Here is a 16,519-nt window from a genome sequence, read left to right on the forward strand (position 1 = left end):
ACGCTATTTTAGATTAGTGCCTGTTCCCGCCATGCTGCGACACGCTCTTGCCCCGATGTTCGAACCCGGTTCGCTGGTGATCGTCGCCGATCGGCCGCTGCCGGCGGCGGGCTCCCTGTCGCCCGCGCTCAAGGCGAAAACCACGGTGGTGGCCTGCGACCCTGGCGCCGCGCCCGACCTGCCGGAGACGCTTCTGGGGCTGGCCGCTGGCGAGCGGCCCGATCTGGCCCTGGTTTGCGTTTCGCCGGCCGTGCTGCCCGAGACCCTGCGCCGGCTGTCCCCGCTGGCCCCGCGCTCGGTCATCCTGTTGCCGCACGAGCTGCCCGACCCGTACCCGCGCGGCACGCTGGCGCTGTGCCGCGCCTGGGCCGAGGAAAACCGCTGCGAATTGCTGGGGCCGCGCTCGTTCGGCGCGCAGCGCCCGCATGCGGGCCTGAACCTGAGCCAGCACCCGGTGCTGGCGCGCGCCGGCCGCGTGGCGCTGCTGGCGCAGTCGCGCTCCATCATGGCGGCCGTCATGGACTGGGCCGAGGACGTGCATATCGGTTTTTCCACCGCCGTGTCGCTGGGCGACGAGGCGGTGGTGGGCCTGTCCAAGGTGCTGGACTACCTGGCCAGCGACCCGCGCACCGACAGCATCGTGCTGTACCTGGAAGACGTGGGCCCGGCGCGCGAATTCATGAGCACGCTGCGGGCCGCGGCCAGCGTCAAGCCGGTCATCGTGCTCAAGGCCGGCCGCGCCGACACCGACAGCGCCGACGCCATCTTCGACGCCGCCCTGCGGCGCGCCGGCGCGGTGCGGGTGCGCTACTTCGTGCAGCTGTTCTCGGCGGTCAAGGTGCTGGGCTACACGCGCCGCCCCAAGGGCCGGCGCGTGGCGCTGATCTCCAACGGCAGCGGGCCTCCCCAACTGGCCATGGACCTGATCGGCCCGGACGCCGCGGTGCTGCGGGCCGACCTGGCGCCGGCCACGCAGCGCGCGCTGGCGGCGATGCTGGAGCCGGACGCGGCCAGCGCCAATCCGGTCATCACCTACGTGCCGCTGACGCCGGAACGCATCCGCGCCATGCTCGACGTGGTGCTGGACGACACTGGCGTGGACGGCGTGCTGGTGCTGCTGGCGCCCGACGCGCTGGCCGACATGCCGGCGGTGGCGCGCGAGCTGGCGCTGATCGCGCCCAAAGCCAAGAAACCGGTGGTCACCTGCTTCATGGGCGATGCCGGCATGCGGCCGCTGCGGCGCATGCTGGACGACGCCGGCACCTCGGCGTTCCGCACGCCCGAGTCCGCCGCCGACGCCTTCGGCGTGCTGGCCACGCATCATTACAACCAGCAACTGCTGCTGCAGACCCAGCCGCCCGAGCCGGCCACCCACGTGCCCGACCTGGCCGCCGCGCGCGAAATCCTGGCGCGGGTGCGGGCCGATTGCCGGCGCGAGTTGAATACGTCCGAGGTCCGCGCGCTGCTGTCCCTGTTCTACGTGCCGCTGCGCGACATGCCGCTGGACGTGGCGGCGGCCGAGCCCGAGTCGCGTCCCATGGCGATCCGGGTGCGGCGCGATCCGCAGTTCGGGCCGGTCATCCGCTTCGGCGCCGGCGGCCCGGACGCGGTGCTGTCGCAATCGGATCGCGGCATCGACCTGCCGCCGCTCAACGGCTTCCTGGCGCGCCAGATGATCGAACGCAGCCGGCTGTGGCGCCGGGTGCTGGCGCCGCGCGTCGGCCACCTGGCCGCCGAGGCCTTGCAGCAGGCGCTGGTGCTGGTCTCGGAGATGGTGTCGGAGCTGCCGGACATCGAAACGCTCGACATCGATCCGCTGTATGCCGGCGAGACCCATCTGCGGGCCGGCGGCCTGCGCATGACCCTGGCCGAAAAGCCGGGTTGCGAGACGCCGCAGACCGCCGGTTATCCGCACATGGCGATCCACCCGTACCCGGCGCGCCTGGTGCAGGTGCGCCGTTTCGCCGACGGCATCCCGTGGGTGCTGCGGCCCATCCGCCCCGAGGACGGCCAGCCGCTGCAGGATTTCATCCGCGGCCTGTCGGAACGCTCGCGCTACATGCGATTCGTGTCGATGATGCGCGAGCTGACCCCGCGCATGGTGTCGCGCTACACCCAGGTGGACTACCACCGCGAGCTGGCGCTGGTGGCCGCCACCCAGGTGCCCAACCCGGCCAACCGCGGCCATCCGCACGAAGTGCTGGTGGGGTTTGCGCACTACCTGCGCAACCCGGACGGGCGCGGCGCGGAATACGCGCTGGTGATCGGCGACGACTGGCAGCGGCGCGGCCTGGGTCGCCAGTTGATGACCGCGCTGATCGACGCGGCGCGCGAGCAGGGGCTGGAATACATCGACGGCCTGGTGCTGTCGACCAACCGGCCGATGCTGTCGCTGATGACCAGCCTGGGCTTCACCAACGATCCGGATCCGGAAGACCCGACCATGCGGCGGGTCTGGCTCAACCTGCGCTGAGCGTCCCGGCCGGCGCGTGCCAGCGCCCGGCCGGGGCCATGCCGGCTTCAGGCCGTCTTGCGCGCGGCCTGCGCCGGCCGCAGCCGCGTCGCCACTTCATCCACCGACAGCACGTCGCCGAAGAACAGCAGCCAGCCATGCAGGGCGTTTTCGTGTTCGGCCGGCGTCACCGCGGCCAGCGCGTCGTCCACCATGATGGTGCGGAAGTCGCGCATCATGGCGTCGCGCGCCGTCGATTCGCAACAGACGTTGGTGACCGTGCCGGCGATCAGCAGCGTGTCCACGCCGCGTCCGCGCAGCAGCGGCTCCAGTTCCGACGAGCCCGTGGCCATGGCGCTGTAGAAGCGCTTGGTGACGCGCAGGTCGCTGTCGGCCGGCCGCAGGTCCGGATGCAGGGCGAAACCCGGCGCATCGCGGCGCAGGGTTTCCAGGCGCCGCGCGCTGCGCTCGGGCGTCAGCATCACGCCATGGTGGTGCGACCAGAAGGCGTCGGCGTTGTCGGAGGCGGTCTGCACCCAGACCACCGTGCCGCCGGCCGCGCGCACCGCGTCGCACAGGCGGTTGACCGGCGCGATGATGTCGCGCGCCGCCGCGCATTCGCCCTGGTAGCCGGGCAGCGTGAAGTACTGCTGCATGTCGATCACCACCACCGCGGTGCGGGCGCCGGGCAGGCTGTCGTAGGGATGCAGGCAGCCCTGGCGGGCGATGACGCGGTCCTGCACCCATTGCGGAATCTGCATGGCGGCTCCTTATCCGTAGCGCCGCGCCACGGCGGCTTCGATGCGGTACACCACCAGGTACATGACGCTGGAGATCAGCGCCAGCATGGCGATGGCGGTCATGACGATGTTCAGCTTGAAGACCTGGCTGCCGTTCATGATGAGAAAGCCCAGGCCCGAGTCGGCCGACTGGAATTCGCCGACGATGACGCCCACCAGCGCCAGGCCGATGTTCATCTTCACCGCGGCGATCAGGGTTGGCACGCTGCCGGGCAGCACCACCTTGGTCAGCACCTGCCAGCGGCTGGCGCCGAAGGTGCGGGCCAGCTTGACCTTGTTCAGGTCGATGGCGCGAAAGCCGGCGTACACCACCATGATGGTCACGAACACCGCGATCGCCACGGCCATGCCGTAGACCGCGTAGTCCGACCCCAGCCACAGGTAGAAGATCGGCACGAAGGCGATCTTGGGCATGGCGTTGGCCACCACCAGGAACGGATCGAGCACCTTGTACAGGAAGTCCGACCACCACAGCGCGGCGGCGACGATGATGCCGATCACCATGCTGAGCGTGAAGCCGACCAGCGTGGCCGACAGCGTGGTGGCGATGTGGTGGGCCAGGTTGCCCTGGTTCCACAGCTCCAGGAAGGTCGGCCACAGCGCGCTCGGATAGCTGGTCAGCAGCGGGTTCAGGATGTGCATGCGCGGCAGGATCTCCCAGGCGCACAGGAACACCACCAGCAGCAGCGCCTGGGCGATGCGGATGTTGCGGCGGCGGGCGCGGTCGCGCCGCAGGTAGTCCAGGTACTTCTGGCTGGGCGCGGGCACGGCGCGCAGCGGCACGGTGTTGGCAATCGGTGCGTTCACGGCTCAACCCTCCACATGGACATCCAGCTCGTCCCAGAGCTGCTTGAAGTAGGCATTGAATTCCGGCCGCGAGCGGGCCTGGAACGGCGTGGGGCGCGCGCCGTCGCCATAATGGATACGGTACTGGCTCTTGAGCCGGCCGGGCCGGCGCGACAGCACGATGACGCGATCGGTCATGGCGATGGCCTCGCCGATATCGTGGGTCACCAGCACCACCGTCTTGCCCTCGCGCCGCAGGATGTCGACGACCTCGTCGGAGATCGCCAGCCGGGTCTGCGAATCGAGCGCCGAGAACGGTTCGTCCAGCAGGATCACGTCGGGCTCGGTCACCAGCGTGCGCGCCAGCGCCGCGCGCTGGCGCATGCCGCCCGACAACTGGCGCGGGGTGTGCGACAGGAACGCGCCCAGCCCGCACTTTTCCAGCAGGTGCACGGCCCGGGCTTCGCTGCGCGCATCGCGCCGGCCCTGGATCTCGGCGCCCAGCATGACGTTGTCGAGAATGGTGCGCCACTCGAAAAGATAGTCCTGCTGCAGCATGTAGCCGATGCGCGGGTTGGGTTCGGTGACCGCCTGGCCGTCGATCATCACCGTGCCCGAGGTTGGCGCGTGCAGACCGGCGATCAGCGACAGCAGCGTGCTCTTGCCGCAGCCGCTCTGGCCGATCAGGCTGACGAATTCGCCCGGCGCCAGCGCGAACGACACCTGCGACAGCGCTTCGGTCTCGCCCTCCGGCGTGAAATAGCTCAGGCAGACATCGCGCAGTTCGATCTTGGCGGTGGCCGGGTCCGGCTTGAGGTTGTGGACGACGGCGCTCATCACGGCACCTTCCTGGCGAAGTCCGCCACCACCACGTCTTCGTATTTGACGCGGGCGCTATCCTTCATGACCGCGCTGGCGATCAGCATGTCCTGCAGCTGGCTCATCGCCTCGGCCGTCACCAGCGGCGTGGTCTTCCAGATCTGGTACTGCTTGTAGCGCTCGATGGCGTCGGTCACCGCGGCCGCGTCCATGCCGGGGAAGTAGGTCATGATCTGCGGCGCCAGCGTGGCCGCCGGCGTGTCCTTGACGTATTTCTCGGCGCGCGCCACCACATTGGTCCAGGCCTGGATCACCTTGGGGTTGTCGCGGATGTACTTGTCGGTGGCGGTGAAGACCGTGTAGTCCACCTGGCCGACCTCATGGCCGACCGAGGCCACGATGTAGCCCTTGCCGTTGCGCACCAGTTCGCCGGCCTCGGGTTCCAGGAAGATGCCGTACTCGCCCTGGCCGGCCATCCAGGCGCCGGCGCGCGCGGGGATGCCGATGTTGTTGAGCAGCTTGACGTCCTTCTGCGGGTCCAGGCCGTGCTTGCGCAGCGCGGTCTCCAGGAACACGATGGGGTTCGAACCGGGCCGGAAGCCGATCACCTCCTTGCCCTTGAGCATGCTCCAGTCGAATTTCTCGACCGGCTTGCGCGCCAGCAGGAAGAAGCCGTCGGTGGCGGTCAGGCCGGCGAAGATCTTCGGCTTGACCGGCGATTCGCTGTTCTGCACGTAGATCGAGGCTTCGGGGCCGATCAGCACGATGTCGGCGCTGCCCGAGAGCAGGGCGGTCATGCCCTTGTCGGTGCCCTGCGAGGTCTTCATGGACACGTCCAGCCCGGCGTCCTTGAAATAGCCCTGCGACAGGGCGACGTACTTGGGCACGTAGAGGATGGAGCGGACCACCTCTTCGTAGCGTACCTTTACCGGGGGATTGAGGGCTTCGCCGTGGCTGGCGAAAGGGGCGAGGACGGCGGCAAGCAGCGCCGCCGCCGCTAGGCGAGGCAATGGCAAGGGCTTCACGGGACTTTCTCCTGCGTCTATATGCCTCGCCGAAACCCGGCGCGGCACGGCCAATGGGATGGATCGACTGCAACAACAGGGAAGCCCGAGGCGATTGCGATCGGGCCAATACGGCTTGGATTGAATACTATATTCAACAATAGCGAGCGACAAGGGTTTTGGTATTGGCGTTTTTCTCTATGGACGAGCGAAGTCGCGCCCCGGAAAATTCGGGGCTGGAATACCACTTGGTATACAAAGCAGGGGATCCCCGTGCGAACGGCCCGGAGAAGCCGGGCCCGGGGGAGGGTGGCGGCGCGGCGCGCGCCGCCCGCGTTACACCAGCACCTGGTTCAGAAAGCGCGAGATGTCCGCCACTTCCTCGGCGCAGACCGAGTGCGGCATGGGGTAGGTGTGCCAGCGCACGTCGTAGCCCAGGCGCTCCAGCTCGGCCCGCGAGGCCTCCGCGCGCGGCAGCGATACCACCGGGTCATACAGGCCGTGGGCCAGGAAGATCGGGGTGCGCTGGTTGGCCGGGGCGCGCTCGGCCTCGGCGCTGTCCAGCAGCGGCAGATAGCCCGACAGGCCCATCATGCCGGCCAGCTTGTCCTGCAGCCGCAGGCCCGTGTGCAGCGTCATGGCGCAGCCCTGCGAGAAGCCCGCCAGCACGATGTTCGAGGTCGGGACGCCGCGCGCGTTCTCGCGCGCGATCAGCTTGTGGATCGCGGCTTCCGAGGCGCGGATGCCCTTGGCGTCTTCCACCCGCACCAGGTCCATCACCAGGATGTCGTACCAGGAGCGCATCGCCATGCCATTGTTGATGGTGACGCGCTGCACCGGCGCATTGGGGAAGACGAAGCGCACGCCCAGGCCGGCCGGCAGGTCCAGCTCCGGCACGATGGGCGCGAAGTCGTTGCCGTCGGCGCCCAGGCCGTGCAGCCAGATCACGGCGTGCGTGGGATTGGAGGCGGTTTCGATCTCGATGCAATCGAGCAGGTCGGTGGGGGCGTTCATGGACGGCGGGCGCAATCAGTGGGTGAGGGTCTTTAGGGCCTGGAACAGGGCGCGATAGTGCTTCTTCTGTGGTTCCTGGCCTTGCAGCAGCACGGCGTTGGCTGCCTTTTCCTTGCGGGCGGCGCGGATCACCGCGCGTAGCTGCTGCACATCCGCCTGCGGATTGTCGTTCAGGAGCTTGGTCAGCGCGTCGTCGTCGTCGAGCAGCCGGTCGCGCAGGGTTTCCAGGCGGTGCATGGCCGCGGTTTCCTCGCGCGAGCCGTTTTCCCACACGTCGAGCTGGGCGCGGATCTCGTCGGCGGGGGCGTCGCGCATCAGCTTGCCCACGAAGTGGGTCTGGCGGCGCCGGCCTTCGCGGCTGGTGGTGCGCTGCGCCTCGCGGATCGCTTCGTAGAGGCGTTCGGCCAGGGGCAACTGCTTGAGGCGTTCGGGGGACAGTTCGATCAACTGCTTGCCCAGGTCCAGCAGCGCGTGCATGTCGCGCTTGACCTGGGACTTGCTGGGACGATCGTAGCCGTTCTCGTCGTAGCCGTCGGTGGATTCTTCTTCGATGTGGGAATTCATGGAAAACTGCGCAATGACAGACTTGGCTATGATAACCGTCTCTGCAAATTGGACAGCAATGGTCAAATCCTCCTCCTCCTTGCCGCTGGCGGCCAATCACGCGCGTTTTTCCGAACTCGTCGAGCAAACCCTGGCCTACGCGCGCCAGATCGGCGCCTCGGACGCCGCGGCCGAAGTCTCCGAAAGCCTGGGTCTGTCGGTGTCGGTGCGCAAGAACGACATCGAGACCGTCGAACAGACCCGTGACCGCTCGCTCGACCTGACGGTCTACGCCGGCCAGAGCCGCGGCTCCGCCTCGACTTCCGACTTCTCCGAAGCCGCGCTGCGCCAGACGGTCGAAGCTGCCTGGCACATCGCCCGTCACACCGCCGCCGATCCGGCCGCCGGCCTGCCCGACGCCGACCAGTTGGCCACCGAATTCCCCGACCTCGACCTGCATCGCGCCTGGACGGTTTCCACCGAGGAAGCCGCTGAACTGGCCCTGCGCGCCGAGCGCGCCGCGCGCGAGGTCGATGCGCGCATCACCAACACCGATGGCGCCACGGTCGGCACCTACGAAGGCCAGTTCGTCATGGGCAACACCCGTGGCTTCCTGGGCGGCTACCCGTATTCGCGCCACAGCCTGTCGGTGGCGCCCATCGCCGGACGCGGCAACGGCATGCAGCGCGATTACTGGTACACCTCCGAGCGCGACCCCGCCAAGCTGGCCACGCCCGAGGCCGTCGGCCGCTATGCCGCCGAGCGCACGCTGTCGCGCCTGTCGGCGCGCCGCATCCGCACCGGCAAGTTCCCGGTCCTGTTCGAGGCGCCGCTGGCGCTCGGCCTGGTCGGCGCCCTGACGCAGGCGGCCAATGGCGGCGCGCTGTACCGCAAGGCCAGCTTCCTGCTCGACGCCCTGGGCAAGCCGATCTTCCCGGAACACATCAACCTGACCGAAGACCCGCACATCCGCGGCGCCATGGGCAGCTCGCCGTTCGACGACGAAGGCGTGCGCACCCGCAAGCGCAACGTGGTGTCGGCCGGCGTGCTGGAAGGCTACTTCCTGTCCTCCTACACCGCGCGCAAGCTCGGCATGCAGACCACCGGCAACGCGGGCGGCTCGCACAACCTGGTCTTCAGCTCCACGCTGACGCGCCGGGGCGACGACTTCGAAGCCATGCTCAAGAAAATGGGCACGGGCTTCCTGGTCACCGAGCTGATCGGCCAGGGCGTGAACTACGTCACCGGCGACTACTCGCGCGGCGCGTTCGGCTATTGGGTCGAGAACGGCCAGATCCAGCACGCGGTGCAGGAAGTCACCATCGCCGGCAACCTGTCGGACATGTTCCGCCAGATCGTCGCGGTGGGCGCGGACACCATCTCGCGCGGCACCAAGACCACCGGCTCGATCCTGATCGAGCAGATGGCGATCGCGGGCACCTGATCCCGGGTGCGAGCGCGGCCAGCGCCCGCCTGTGCGGGGCCTGGCCGGGCCACTCTTTGCAATCCTTGACCGCTCGGGAATTCCTCTAGCCGTCAGCGGCGATGGCACCGTGTAATATCCGGCGGGTATTGCTCAAACTGGTATCGCTGTAGAGGAGCAAAGAGATGCAACGACGTTCATTCTTGAAGCAGGCCGGCCTGGGCGCTGTGGCGGCGGGGGCGGCGGTCAGCGCTCCCGCCCTGGCGCAGGATTCCCCTTCGATCAGTTGGCGCCTGGCGTCGGGCTTCCCGGCCGCGCTGGACCTGCGTGTCGGCGCCGGCGAGATTTTCCGCAAGTTCGTCTCCGAGGCCACTGGCGGCAAGTTCAGCATCAAGCAGGTGGACGGCGGCGAGGTCGCGCCCGCGCTGGAACTGATGGACGCGGTCGGCGCCGCCAAGGTCGAATGCGCCCACGTGTCATCGGCCATCTACTTCGCCAGGAATCCCGCCTTCTGCTTCGACGCGGCCGTGCCGTTCGGCCTGGACGCCGCGCTGATGGACGCCTGGATGCTCGAGGGTGACGGCCTGCGCCTGACGCGCGAACTGTTCAAGGCGCAGAAGATCGTCAATTTCCCGCTGGGCAATACCGGCCCGCAGATGGGGCTGTGGTCCAACCGCGAAATCAAGCGCGCCACCGACTTGAAAGACCTGAAGATGCGCGTCGACGGCCTCGCGGCGCAGGTGCTGGCGCGTCTTGGCGTCATGCCGCAGGATGTCGCGGCTGCCAAGGACGCCAAGGATGCCGGGGCTGCCAAGGACGCCGGGGCCGCCAAGGATGCCGGGGCCGCGAAGGATGCCGGAACCTCCAAGGACGCCGGAACCCCCAAGGATGCCGCGGCCGCGAAGGATGCCAAACCCGGCGAGGGCGCGGCGAAGTCCGGTCCGGACGCGGTGGCCGGCGCGGGCGCCTACGACGACGGCAAGCTGGGCCTGAACAAGACCGCGAAGTTCTATTACGGTCCGAGCTGGTGGGCCGCCAGTGAGCAGTTGTCCCTCTATATCAATGAGGAAGCCTGGGCCAAGCTGCCCAAGCATTACCAGGCTGTGCTCGAGGCCGCCGCCCTGGCCGCGCATACGCGCACCACGGCGGCCTATGCGGCCCGCAATCCGGCCGCGCTGGCCCAGTTGGTCGCGGCCGGCGCCCAGGTGCGCGCCTTGCCGCGCTCGGTCATGGACGCCGCCTTCGAAGCCGCCCAGCAGGTCTATAAGGAATTGGGCGAGAAGGACCCGAAATTCAAGGCGATCCACGACAACTACATGGGTTTTCGCGACAACGCGATGCCCTGGTTCCGCTTGACCGAGGGCGCCTACGACCAGTATCTGGGCGTCGCGCTGTCCGCCCGCAGTTGAGCAGGGTCCGGGTGCCGAATGGCATTCGGCAGGAGGTGGGGTTTTCGCTGATAACCCCGTGTTTTTTACAAAAAAATGGGCGGTTTTACTCCTTTTGTTGAACGGCATTCGAGTTTCGGCCTGATACAAAGGAGTAATATCCCGGGTCTTGACGCGCAAACGTGACGCCTTCAGGCGCCATTGGACGTCAATCCGGCGGGAACATCCCGGCCTGGATAACCAACATTCCGAGACAGACTTTAAGGTGGTATCAACCATGCAATCCAAGACCAAGAAGCTGCTGGCCGCGCTGATCGCCGCCGGCATCGTCCCGGCTGCCCATGCGGCCGACCTCAAGCTGGGCGTGGCCGAAGCCCTGTCCGGCGGCGCCGCCCAGTACGGCGCGTCGATCCGCAACGGCTTCCAGCTGGCGGCCGACGAGATCAACGCCGCGGGCGGGATCAATGGCAACAAGATCGTGCTGGTGGTCGAGGACGAGCAAGGCAAGAAAGAAGAAGCCATCAACGTCTTCAAGAAGCTGATCTTCAAGGACAACGTCCTGATGGTGTTCGGCCCGACGCTGTCGAACTCGGCCCAGGCCGCCGACCCGATCGCCCAGGCCGCCAAGACGGTCGCCTTCGGCACCTCCAACACCGCCGACGGCATCACCTCCATCGGCAACTACGTGTTCCGCAACTCGGTCACCGAAGCCGACGTGCTGCCCGCCACCATCTCCACCGTCAAGGCCAAGACCGGCCTGAAGAACGTGGCGGTGCTGTACGGCAACGACGACGTCTTCACCAAGAGCGGCTACGACAACTTCAAGAAGGCCCTGGAAGACCAGAAGATCCCGGTCACCACGACCGAAACGTTCGCCAAGGGCGACGTCGACTTCAAGGCCCAGCTGACCAAGATCAAGGGCACCAACCCCGACGCCATCGTGCTGTCGGCGCTGCTGGCCGAAGGCGCCCCGATCATGGTGCAGGCCCGCCAGCTGGGCATCAACGTGCCCGTCATCGGCGGCAACGGCATGAACTCGGTCAAGATCTTCGACCTGGCCCCCGGCGGCGCGTCGAACAATCTGTGGATCGGCAGCCCGTGGTCGATCGAGAACAAGGCCCCCGAGAACGTCAAGTTCATCGACGCCTACAAGGCCAAGTTCAACGGCGCGCCCGACCAGTTCGCCGCGCAGTCGTACGACGCCATGTACATCGTCGCCCAGGCCCTGAAGAACACCAAGATCACCGGCGAACTGGCCAAGGATCGCGCCGCCCTGCGTGACGCGCTGCCCTCGGTGCAATGGACCGGCGCCACCGGCGCCTTCAAGTTCCGCCAGGCCACCGACCGCGCCGGCAAGCCCGCCGGCTACGACGCCGACCAGGCGCCGATCGTCAGCGTGACCAAGGACGGCAAGTACGTCATCGAGAAGTAAGCAATCCGCATCCCCGCGCGGGGGGATGCGCCTTGCGGACCGCGGCTGGCCGCGGTCCGCAAGGCGCTTTTTATCGTAGGACTCCCCAGGAATAGAACGGCTCTCTCAGGGCGGCAGGTCCACGCAATGCGCGGCGTGGAAGGCCTTACACAGGCCTGCCCCGGGTCCCGAAGCCGAGCCTGGCGAGCGGCAAGTCCACGCAGGGGGCGCGGCGTGGGGGCTCTTTTTTGATTTGGAATATGTCCCATCATGTTGGAACAACAATTCGTTAACGCCTTGTCGCTGGGCTGTGTGTACGCACTGTTCGCGCTGGGCTTCACGCTGGTATTCGGCGTGCTCGGGGTGATCAACCTCGCGCATGGCGCCGTCTTCATGGTGGGGGCCTACGCGGCGCTCTCCGTGGTGCAGCATTTCGGGCTGCCCCTGTGGGCGGCGCTGATGGTGGCATTTTTCGTCGCCGGGTTCACCGGGGTCATCATCGACTACCTGGTGCTCAAGCCGCTGCGCAAGCGCAATGCGCCCCACCTGATCCCCATGATCGCCACGATCGGCGTGGGCATCATCCTGAACAACGGCGCGCAAGGCATCTTCGGCGCCAGCAACCTGCGCTTCCCGCACGGCACCGTGCCCGAGGAAGTCATCGAGATCGCCGGCCTGCACCTGACCGTGATCGAACTGGGCATCATCTTCCTGTCGTTCGCGCTGATGGCCCTGCTGATGTTCGTGATGCGTCGCACGCAGTTCGGCCGCGCCCTGCGCGCCATTGCCGAATCGCCCAAGGCCGCCTGGCTGCTGGGCATCAACGTCGAAAAGCTCTTCATCACCACCTCGTTCGCCGCCGCCGCTTTGGGCGGTGTCGCGGGCGTGCTGATCGGCCTGTACTCGAATGCGCTGTTCCCGCTGATGGGCCAGCCGATGCTGCACAAGGGCATCGCGGTCATCATCCTGGGCGGCATGGGCGACATTCGTGGCGCCATGCTGGGCGGGCTGTTCCTGGGCTTCGCGGAAGTGCTGTCGGTGGCCTACATCGGCTCCACCATGCGCGACGCGGTGGCATTCGGCCTGCTGTTCCTGATCCTGCTGGTACGCCCGCAAGGTCTGTTCGGCAAAGTGGTTCAACGCAAGGCTTGAGTATGAGCGGATTCGAAAACTTCTGGGCCATCTATGGCAACCTGGTGCTGACGCTCGGCACCAACGCCCTGCTGGCCCTCTCCATCTGGCTGACGCTTGCCTGCGGCATGCTGGCCATGGCCAATGCGGCCTTCATGGGCATCGGCGCCTACGCGGCGGCGTTGCTCACCATGAACTACGACGTCTCGTTCCCGGTCGCGCTGGCCGGCGGCATGGCAGCGCCGGCCCTGGTGGCGGCGCTGATCGGCTTGCCGACCTTGCGGCTCTCAGGGGTCTACCTGGCCATGGCCACGCTGGGCTTTGGCGAAGTGGTGCGGGTGACGGTGCTGAACACCGAGTCGATCACCGGCGGTGCGCTGGGCCTTAACGGCATTCCGCAGCTGACGCAGTGGTGGCACGTCATCCTGGCGGTCGTCATCGTGCTGTTCGTGCTGTGGCGCGTGCGCGCCTCCAAGATCGGACGCGCCTTCGAGGCCATCCGCGGCGACGAGACCGCGGCCGGCCTGATGGGCATCGACGTGCGCGCCAACAAGATGCTGGCCTTCGTGGCGGGCGCCATGATCGCCGGCCTGGCCGGCGCGCTCAACGCGCACCTGACCTTCTTCATCGGCCCCAACGAATACGGCTTCGACCGTGGCGTGGAAATCCTGACGATGGCCATCCTGGGCGGTATCGGCGGCCTGGCCGGCCCCGTGCTGGGCAGCTTCATCATCACCGTGCTGCCCGAGCTGCTGCGCGGGTTCGCGGATTTCCGCCTGGTCATCAACGGAGTGATCCTGGTGGTGATTGTGCTGTTCCTGCCGCAAGGCATCTGGGATCCGGCGCGCTTCAAGCGCTGGATGCGTCAAGGAGGCAAGCGCCATGCTTGAGCTGACCTCCGTTTCCAAGAGCTTCGGCGGCCTGCACGTGCTGCATGACGTCAGCCTGTCGGTGCCCGAAGGCGCGATCTTCGGCCTGATCGGTCCCAACGGCGCCGGCAAGACCACGGTGTTCAACCTGATCACCGGCCTGCTGCCGCCCAGCGGCGGCGGCATCGCCTTCAATGGCGAGAGCCTGCTGCGTCGCAAGCCGCACGCCATCACCCGCATGGGCATCGCCCGCACCTTCCAGAACATCCGTCTCTTCAAGGAGATGACGCTGCTGGAAAACGTGGTGGTGGGCGCCTACCGCCACATGAACTACGGCTTTCCCAGCCTCTTGCTGGGCCTGCCGGGCTACCGCGAGCACGAAAAGCGCGCCCGCGAGCGCGCCCACGAGCTGCTGACGTGGATGCGCCTGGATCACAAGGCCAACGACCTGGCCGACAACCTGTCGTACGGCGAGCAGCGCCGCCTGGAGCTGGCGCGCGCGCTGGCCACCGAGCCCAAGCTGCTGCTGCTGGACGAGCCGGTCGCCGGCATGAACACCGGCGAGCGCGCCGAGCTGATGCGCGAGATCCTGGCGATCCGCGACCGCGGCTACACCATCCTCATGATCGAGCACGACATGCGCTTCGTGATGGGGCTGTGCGAACGCATCGCGGTGTTGAACTTCGGCAAGATCATCGCTTGCGGCGGGCCTGAAGAGATCCGCAACAACGAGCAGGTCATCGAGGCCTACCTGGGCCGCGAGGACGACGACGACACCGACAACGCGGAGGCCGCACAATGAGCAGCGCAATGCTGGAAGTCCGCGGACTCGAGGTCAACTACGGCCACATCGAAGCCGTCCGCGGCATCGACCTGGACCTGGAAGCCAAGGAAATCACCGCCCTGGTCGGCGCCAACGGCGCCGGCAAGTCGACCACGCTGCTGGCGCTGTCGGGCCTGTTGCCCAAGGCGCGCGGCAAGATCCTGTTCGAAGGCGAGGACGTCACCAACCTGGCGCCGCACCAGCTGGTGGCGCGCGGCATCGTCCAGGTGCCGGAAGGCCGGGCCATCCTCACCACCATGACCGTGCTGGAGAACCTCGAGCTGGGCGCCTACCGCCGCGGCCTGAAGAACATCGATTCGGACCTGGAATACGTCTTCAACCTGTTCCCGCGCCTGAAAGAGCGGATCACCGGCATCGCCGGCAACCTCTCCGGCGGCGAACAGCAGATGCTGGCGATCGGCCGCGCCCTGATGGCCAAGCCGCGCTTGCTGCTGCTGGACGAGCCGTCGATGGGCCTGGCGCCGATCGTGGTGCAGGAGATCTTCCGCTCGCTGCGGGCGATCAATGCCGACGGCCTGACCCTGTTCCTGGTCGAGCAGAACGTGCGTCAGGCGCTCAAGATCGCCCAGCACGGCTACGTGCTGGAGAACGGCGCCATGGCGCTGTCGGGCACCGGCCGCGGCCTGCTCGGCCATCCGCGGGTGCTGGAAGCCTACCTGGGCGCCTGATCCGCGCCGCGCGGCGCGGACGGGAGCAGGAGCGCGCGGGCAGGGTCACTGGCAGCGCGCAATTGCGTCCCTTTTAAAAATGCGACAGTCGTTCCCCCGGGAACGGCTGTCCATTCGCCTGGATCCGGCCACGGCTGCCCATTTTTTGAGCATCCGTGGTAGAATTTCAGGCTTTCCCTCATTTTGACCATTGCACGGGCGGGTAATAACGCTTAGGCGGGACGTCGATAGGGACAACGGATGGGCTAAAACCCGATGGGCTAAAACCCGATCGGCTGAAACCCGGCACTGAACCCCAGTTGCTGGAAAGATTCCGGCTCCATTGTCTAGTTGAGGGGAAAAGCCTGGCTGGATCGTCCAGTCAGAGACCATTTTTCATATCTAGGAACCATCATGAAGACCTTTGTGGCCAAGCCGCATGAAGTCCAACGTGACTGGTTTGTGATCGACGCCAAGGGCAAAGTCCTCGGTCGTGTGGCCAGCGAAGTCGCACGTCGTCTGCGTGGCAAGCACAAACCTGAATTCACGCCGCACGTTGATACCGGCGATTACATCGTCATCATCAACGCTTCCGATATCGTCGTTACCGGTACCAAGGCGAAGGACAAGAAGTACTTCCGCCACACCACGTACCCGGGCGGTATCCGCGAAACGAACTTCGAGAAGATGCAAGAGCGTTTTCCCGGTCGCGCCATCCAGAAGGCCGTCAAGGGCATGCTGCCCAAGGGTCCTCTGGGCTACGCCATGATCAAGAAGCTGAAGGTCTATGCCGGTGCCGAGCACCCGCACACCGCCCAGCAGCCCAAGACGCTGGATATCTAAGGAAACGCCATGATCGGTAACTGGAACTACGGAACCGGCCGTCGCAAAACTTCGGTGGCTCGCGTTTTCATCAAGAAGGGCACCGGCAAGATCGTCGTCAACGGCAAGCCCGTCGACGAGTTCTTCGCTCGTGAAACCGGCCGCATGGTCGTGCGCCAGCCGCTGGAACTGACCGGCCACCTGGAATCGTTCGACATCAAGGTCAACGTGCACGGCGGCGGTGAAACCGGCCAGGCCGGCGCAGTCCGTCACGGCATCACGCGTGCCCTGATCGACTACGACGCGACCCTGAAGCCCGCGCTGTCGCAAGCTGGTTTCGTGACCCGCGATGCCCGCGAAGTCGAACGCAAGAAGGTCGGCTTCCGCAAGGCGCGCCGTCGCAAGCAGTTCAGCAAGCGTTAATCGCTGCGAAAAAGCCCGCCTCGTGCGGGCTTTTTTTTACATCCCGGGGCCCTGGCCCCCATGCCGGCCCGCGGAACTCCGCGGGCTTCGTCCGGTCGGACACCGGCCGCCACGCGGATTGCGCAGGGCGGCAAGGCCGGTTG

The 16,519-nt window shown here is 66.9% G+C and carries 16 protein-coding genes; 10 read left to right on the plus strand and 6 right to left on the minus strand.

The window, feature by feature from the left end; translation table 11 throughout:
- The first annotated feature begins 31 nt into the window (after positions 1-31).
- Entirely contained in the window at positions 32-2,473 is a 2,442-nt protein-coding gene (locus AruCF_RS02340) for a bifunctional acetate--CoA ligase family protein/GNAT family N-acetyltransferase (protein WP_049071159.1), read from the plus strand.
- Positions 2,474-2,520: 47 nt separating this feature from the next.
- On the opposite strand, the gene AruCF_RS02345 is transcribed toward AruCF_RS02340, so the two are convergent.
- The 6 genes from AruCF_RS02345 to yjgA form a co-directional block, all read right to left on the minus strand.
- On the minus strand, positions 2,521-3,213 hold the full coding sequence (locus AruCF_RS02345; protein ID WP_049071161.1) for a cysteine hydrolase family protein: 693 nt from the start codon (positions 3,211-3,213) through the stop codon (positions 2,521-2,523).
- Between the two features lie 9 nt (positions 3,214-3,222).
- On the minus strand, positions 3,223-4,059 hold the full coding sequence (locus AruCF_RS02350; RefSeq protein WP_049071162.1) for an ABC transporter permease: 837 nt from the start codon (positions 4,057-4,059) through the stop codon (positions 3,223-3,225).
- Between the two features lie 3 nt (positions 4,060-4,062).
- Positions 4,063-4,875, minus strand: coding sequence for an ABC transporter ATP-binding protein (locus AruCF_RS02355; RefSeq protein ID WP_006388630.1), 813 nt, complete (start codon positions 4,873-4,875; stop codon positions 4,063-4,065).
- The gene (locus AruCF_RS02360) at positions 4,875-5,882 is read right to left on the minus strand and encodes an ABC transporter substrate-binding protein (protein WP_049071164.1); all 1,008 of its coding nucleotides are present in this window, start codon (positions 5,880-5,882) and stop codon (positions 4,875-4,877) included. Before AruCF_RS02360 ends, AruCF_RS02355 begins: the two co-directional genes overlap by 1 nt.
- A gap of 315 nt (positions 5,883-6,197) precedes the next feature.
- A complete protein-coding gene (locus AruCF_RS02365; protein WP_049071166.1) occupies positions 6,198-6,875 on the minus strand; it encodes an alpha/beta hydrolase in 678 nt (225 codons plus the stop codon).
- A gap of 15 nt (positions 6,876-6,890) precedes the next feature.
- Entirely contained in the window at positions 6,891-7,439 is a 549-nt protein-coding gene (gene yjgA / locus AruCF_RS02370; protein WP_049071168.1) for a ribosome biogenesis factor YjgA, read from the minus strand.
- A 58-nt stretch (positions 7,440-7,497) separates the two neighbouring features.
- On the opposite strand from yjgA, the gene pmbA reads away from it, so the two are divergent.
- The 9 genes from pmbA to rpsI all read left to right on the plus strand — a co-directional run bounded on the left by pmbA (position 7,498) and on the right by rpsI (position 16,376).
- A complete protein-coding gene (pmbA, locus tag AruCF_RS02375; RefSeq protein WP_006388634.1) occupies positions 7,498-8,862 on the plus strand; it encodes a metalloprotease PmbA in 1,365 nt (454 codons plus the stop codon).
- Between the two features lie 164 nt (positions 8,863-9,026).
- Complete coding sequence (locus tag AruCF_RS02380; RefSeq protein WP_049071169.1) at positions 9,027-10,250, plus strand: TRAP transporter substrate-binding protein; 1,224 nt, start codon at positions 9,027-9,029, stop codon at positions 10,248-10,250.
- Between the two features lie 256 nt (positions 10,251-10,506).
- Entirely contained in the window at positions 10,507-11,661 is a 1,155-nt protein-coding gene (locus AruCF_RS02385; protein ID WP_049071171.1) for an ABC transporter substrate-binding protein, read from the plus strand.
- Positions 11,662-11,910: 249 nt separating this feature from the next.
- Positions 11,911-12,792, plus strand: a complete 882-nt coding sequence (locus AruCF_RS02390; RefSeq protein WP_006388637.1) for a branched-chain amino acid ABC transporter permease — start codon at positions 11,911-11,913, stop codon at positions 12,790-12,792.
- A 2-nt stretch (positions 12,793-12,794) separates the two neighbouring features.
- Positions 12,795-13,661, plus strand: a complete 867-nt coding sequence (locus AruCF_RS02395) for a branched-chain amino acid ABC transporter permease (RefSeq protein WP_006388638.1) — start codon at positions 12,795-12,797, stop codon at positions 13,659-13,661.
- On the plus strand, positions 13,654-14,442 hold the full coding sequence (locus AruCF_RS02400; protein WP_049071173.1) for an ABC transporter ATP-binding protein: 789 nt from the start codon (positions 13,654-13,656) through the stop codon (positions 14,440-14,442). Before AruCF_RS02395 ends, AruCF_RS02400 begins: the two co-directional genes overlap by 8 nt.
- Positions 14,439-15,152: an ABC transporter ATP-binding protein gene (locus AruCF_RS02405; protein WP_006388640.1), complete on the plus strand. Its 714-nt coding sequence runs from the start codon at positions 14,439-14,441 to the stop codon at positions 15,150-15,152. The genes AruCF_RS02400 and AruCF_RS02405 overlap by 4 nt, the downstream gene beginning before the upstream one ends.
- A 393-nt stretch (positions 15,153-15,545) precedes the next feature.
- Positions 15,546-15,974, plus strand: coding sequence for a 50S ribosomal protein L13 (rplM, locus tag AruCF_RS02410; protein ID WP_006217309.1), 429 nt, complete (start codon positions 15,546-15,548; stop codon positions 15,972-15,974).
- A 9-nt stretch (positions 15,975-15,983) separates the two neighbouring features.
- Positions 15,984-16,376 carry a 30S ribosomal protein S9 gene (gene rpsI / locus AruCF_RS02415; protein WP_006388641.1) on the plus strand — a complete coding sequence of 131 codons (393 nt, stop codon included), beginning with the start codon at positions 15,984-15,986 and terminating at the stop codon, positions 16,374-16,376.
- The last annotated feature ends 143 nt before the right edge of the window (positions 16,377-16,519 follow it).

Origin of the sequence: Achromobacter ruhlandii, from assembly GCF_002082135.1 — a bacterium.
Classification (GTDB): domain Bacteria; phylum Pseudomonadota; class Gammaproteobacteria; order Burkholderiales; family Burkholderiaceae_B; genus Achromobacter; species Achromobacter ruhlandii.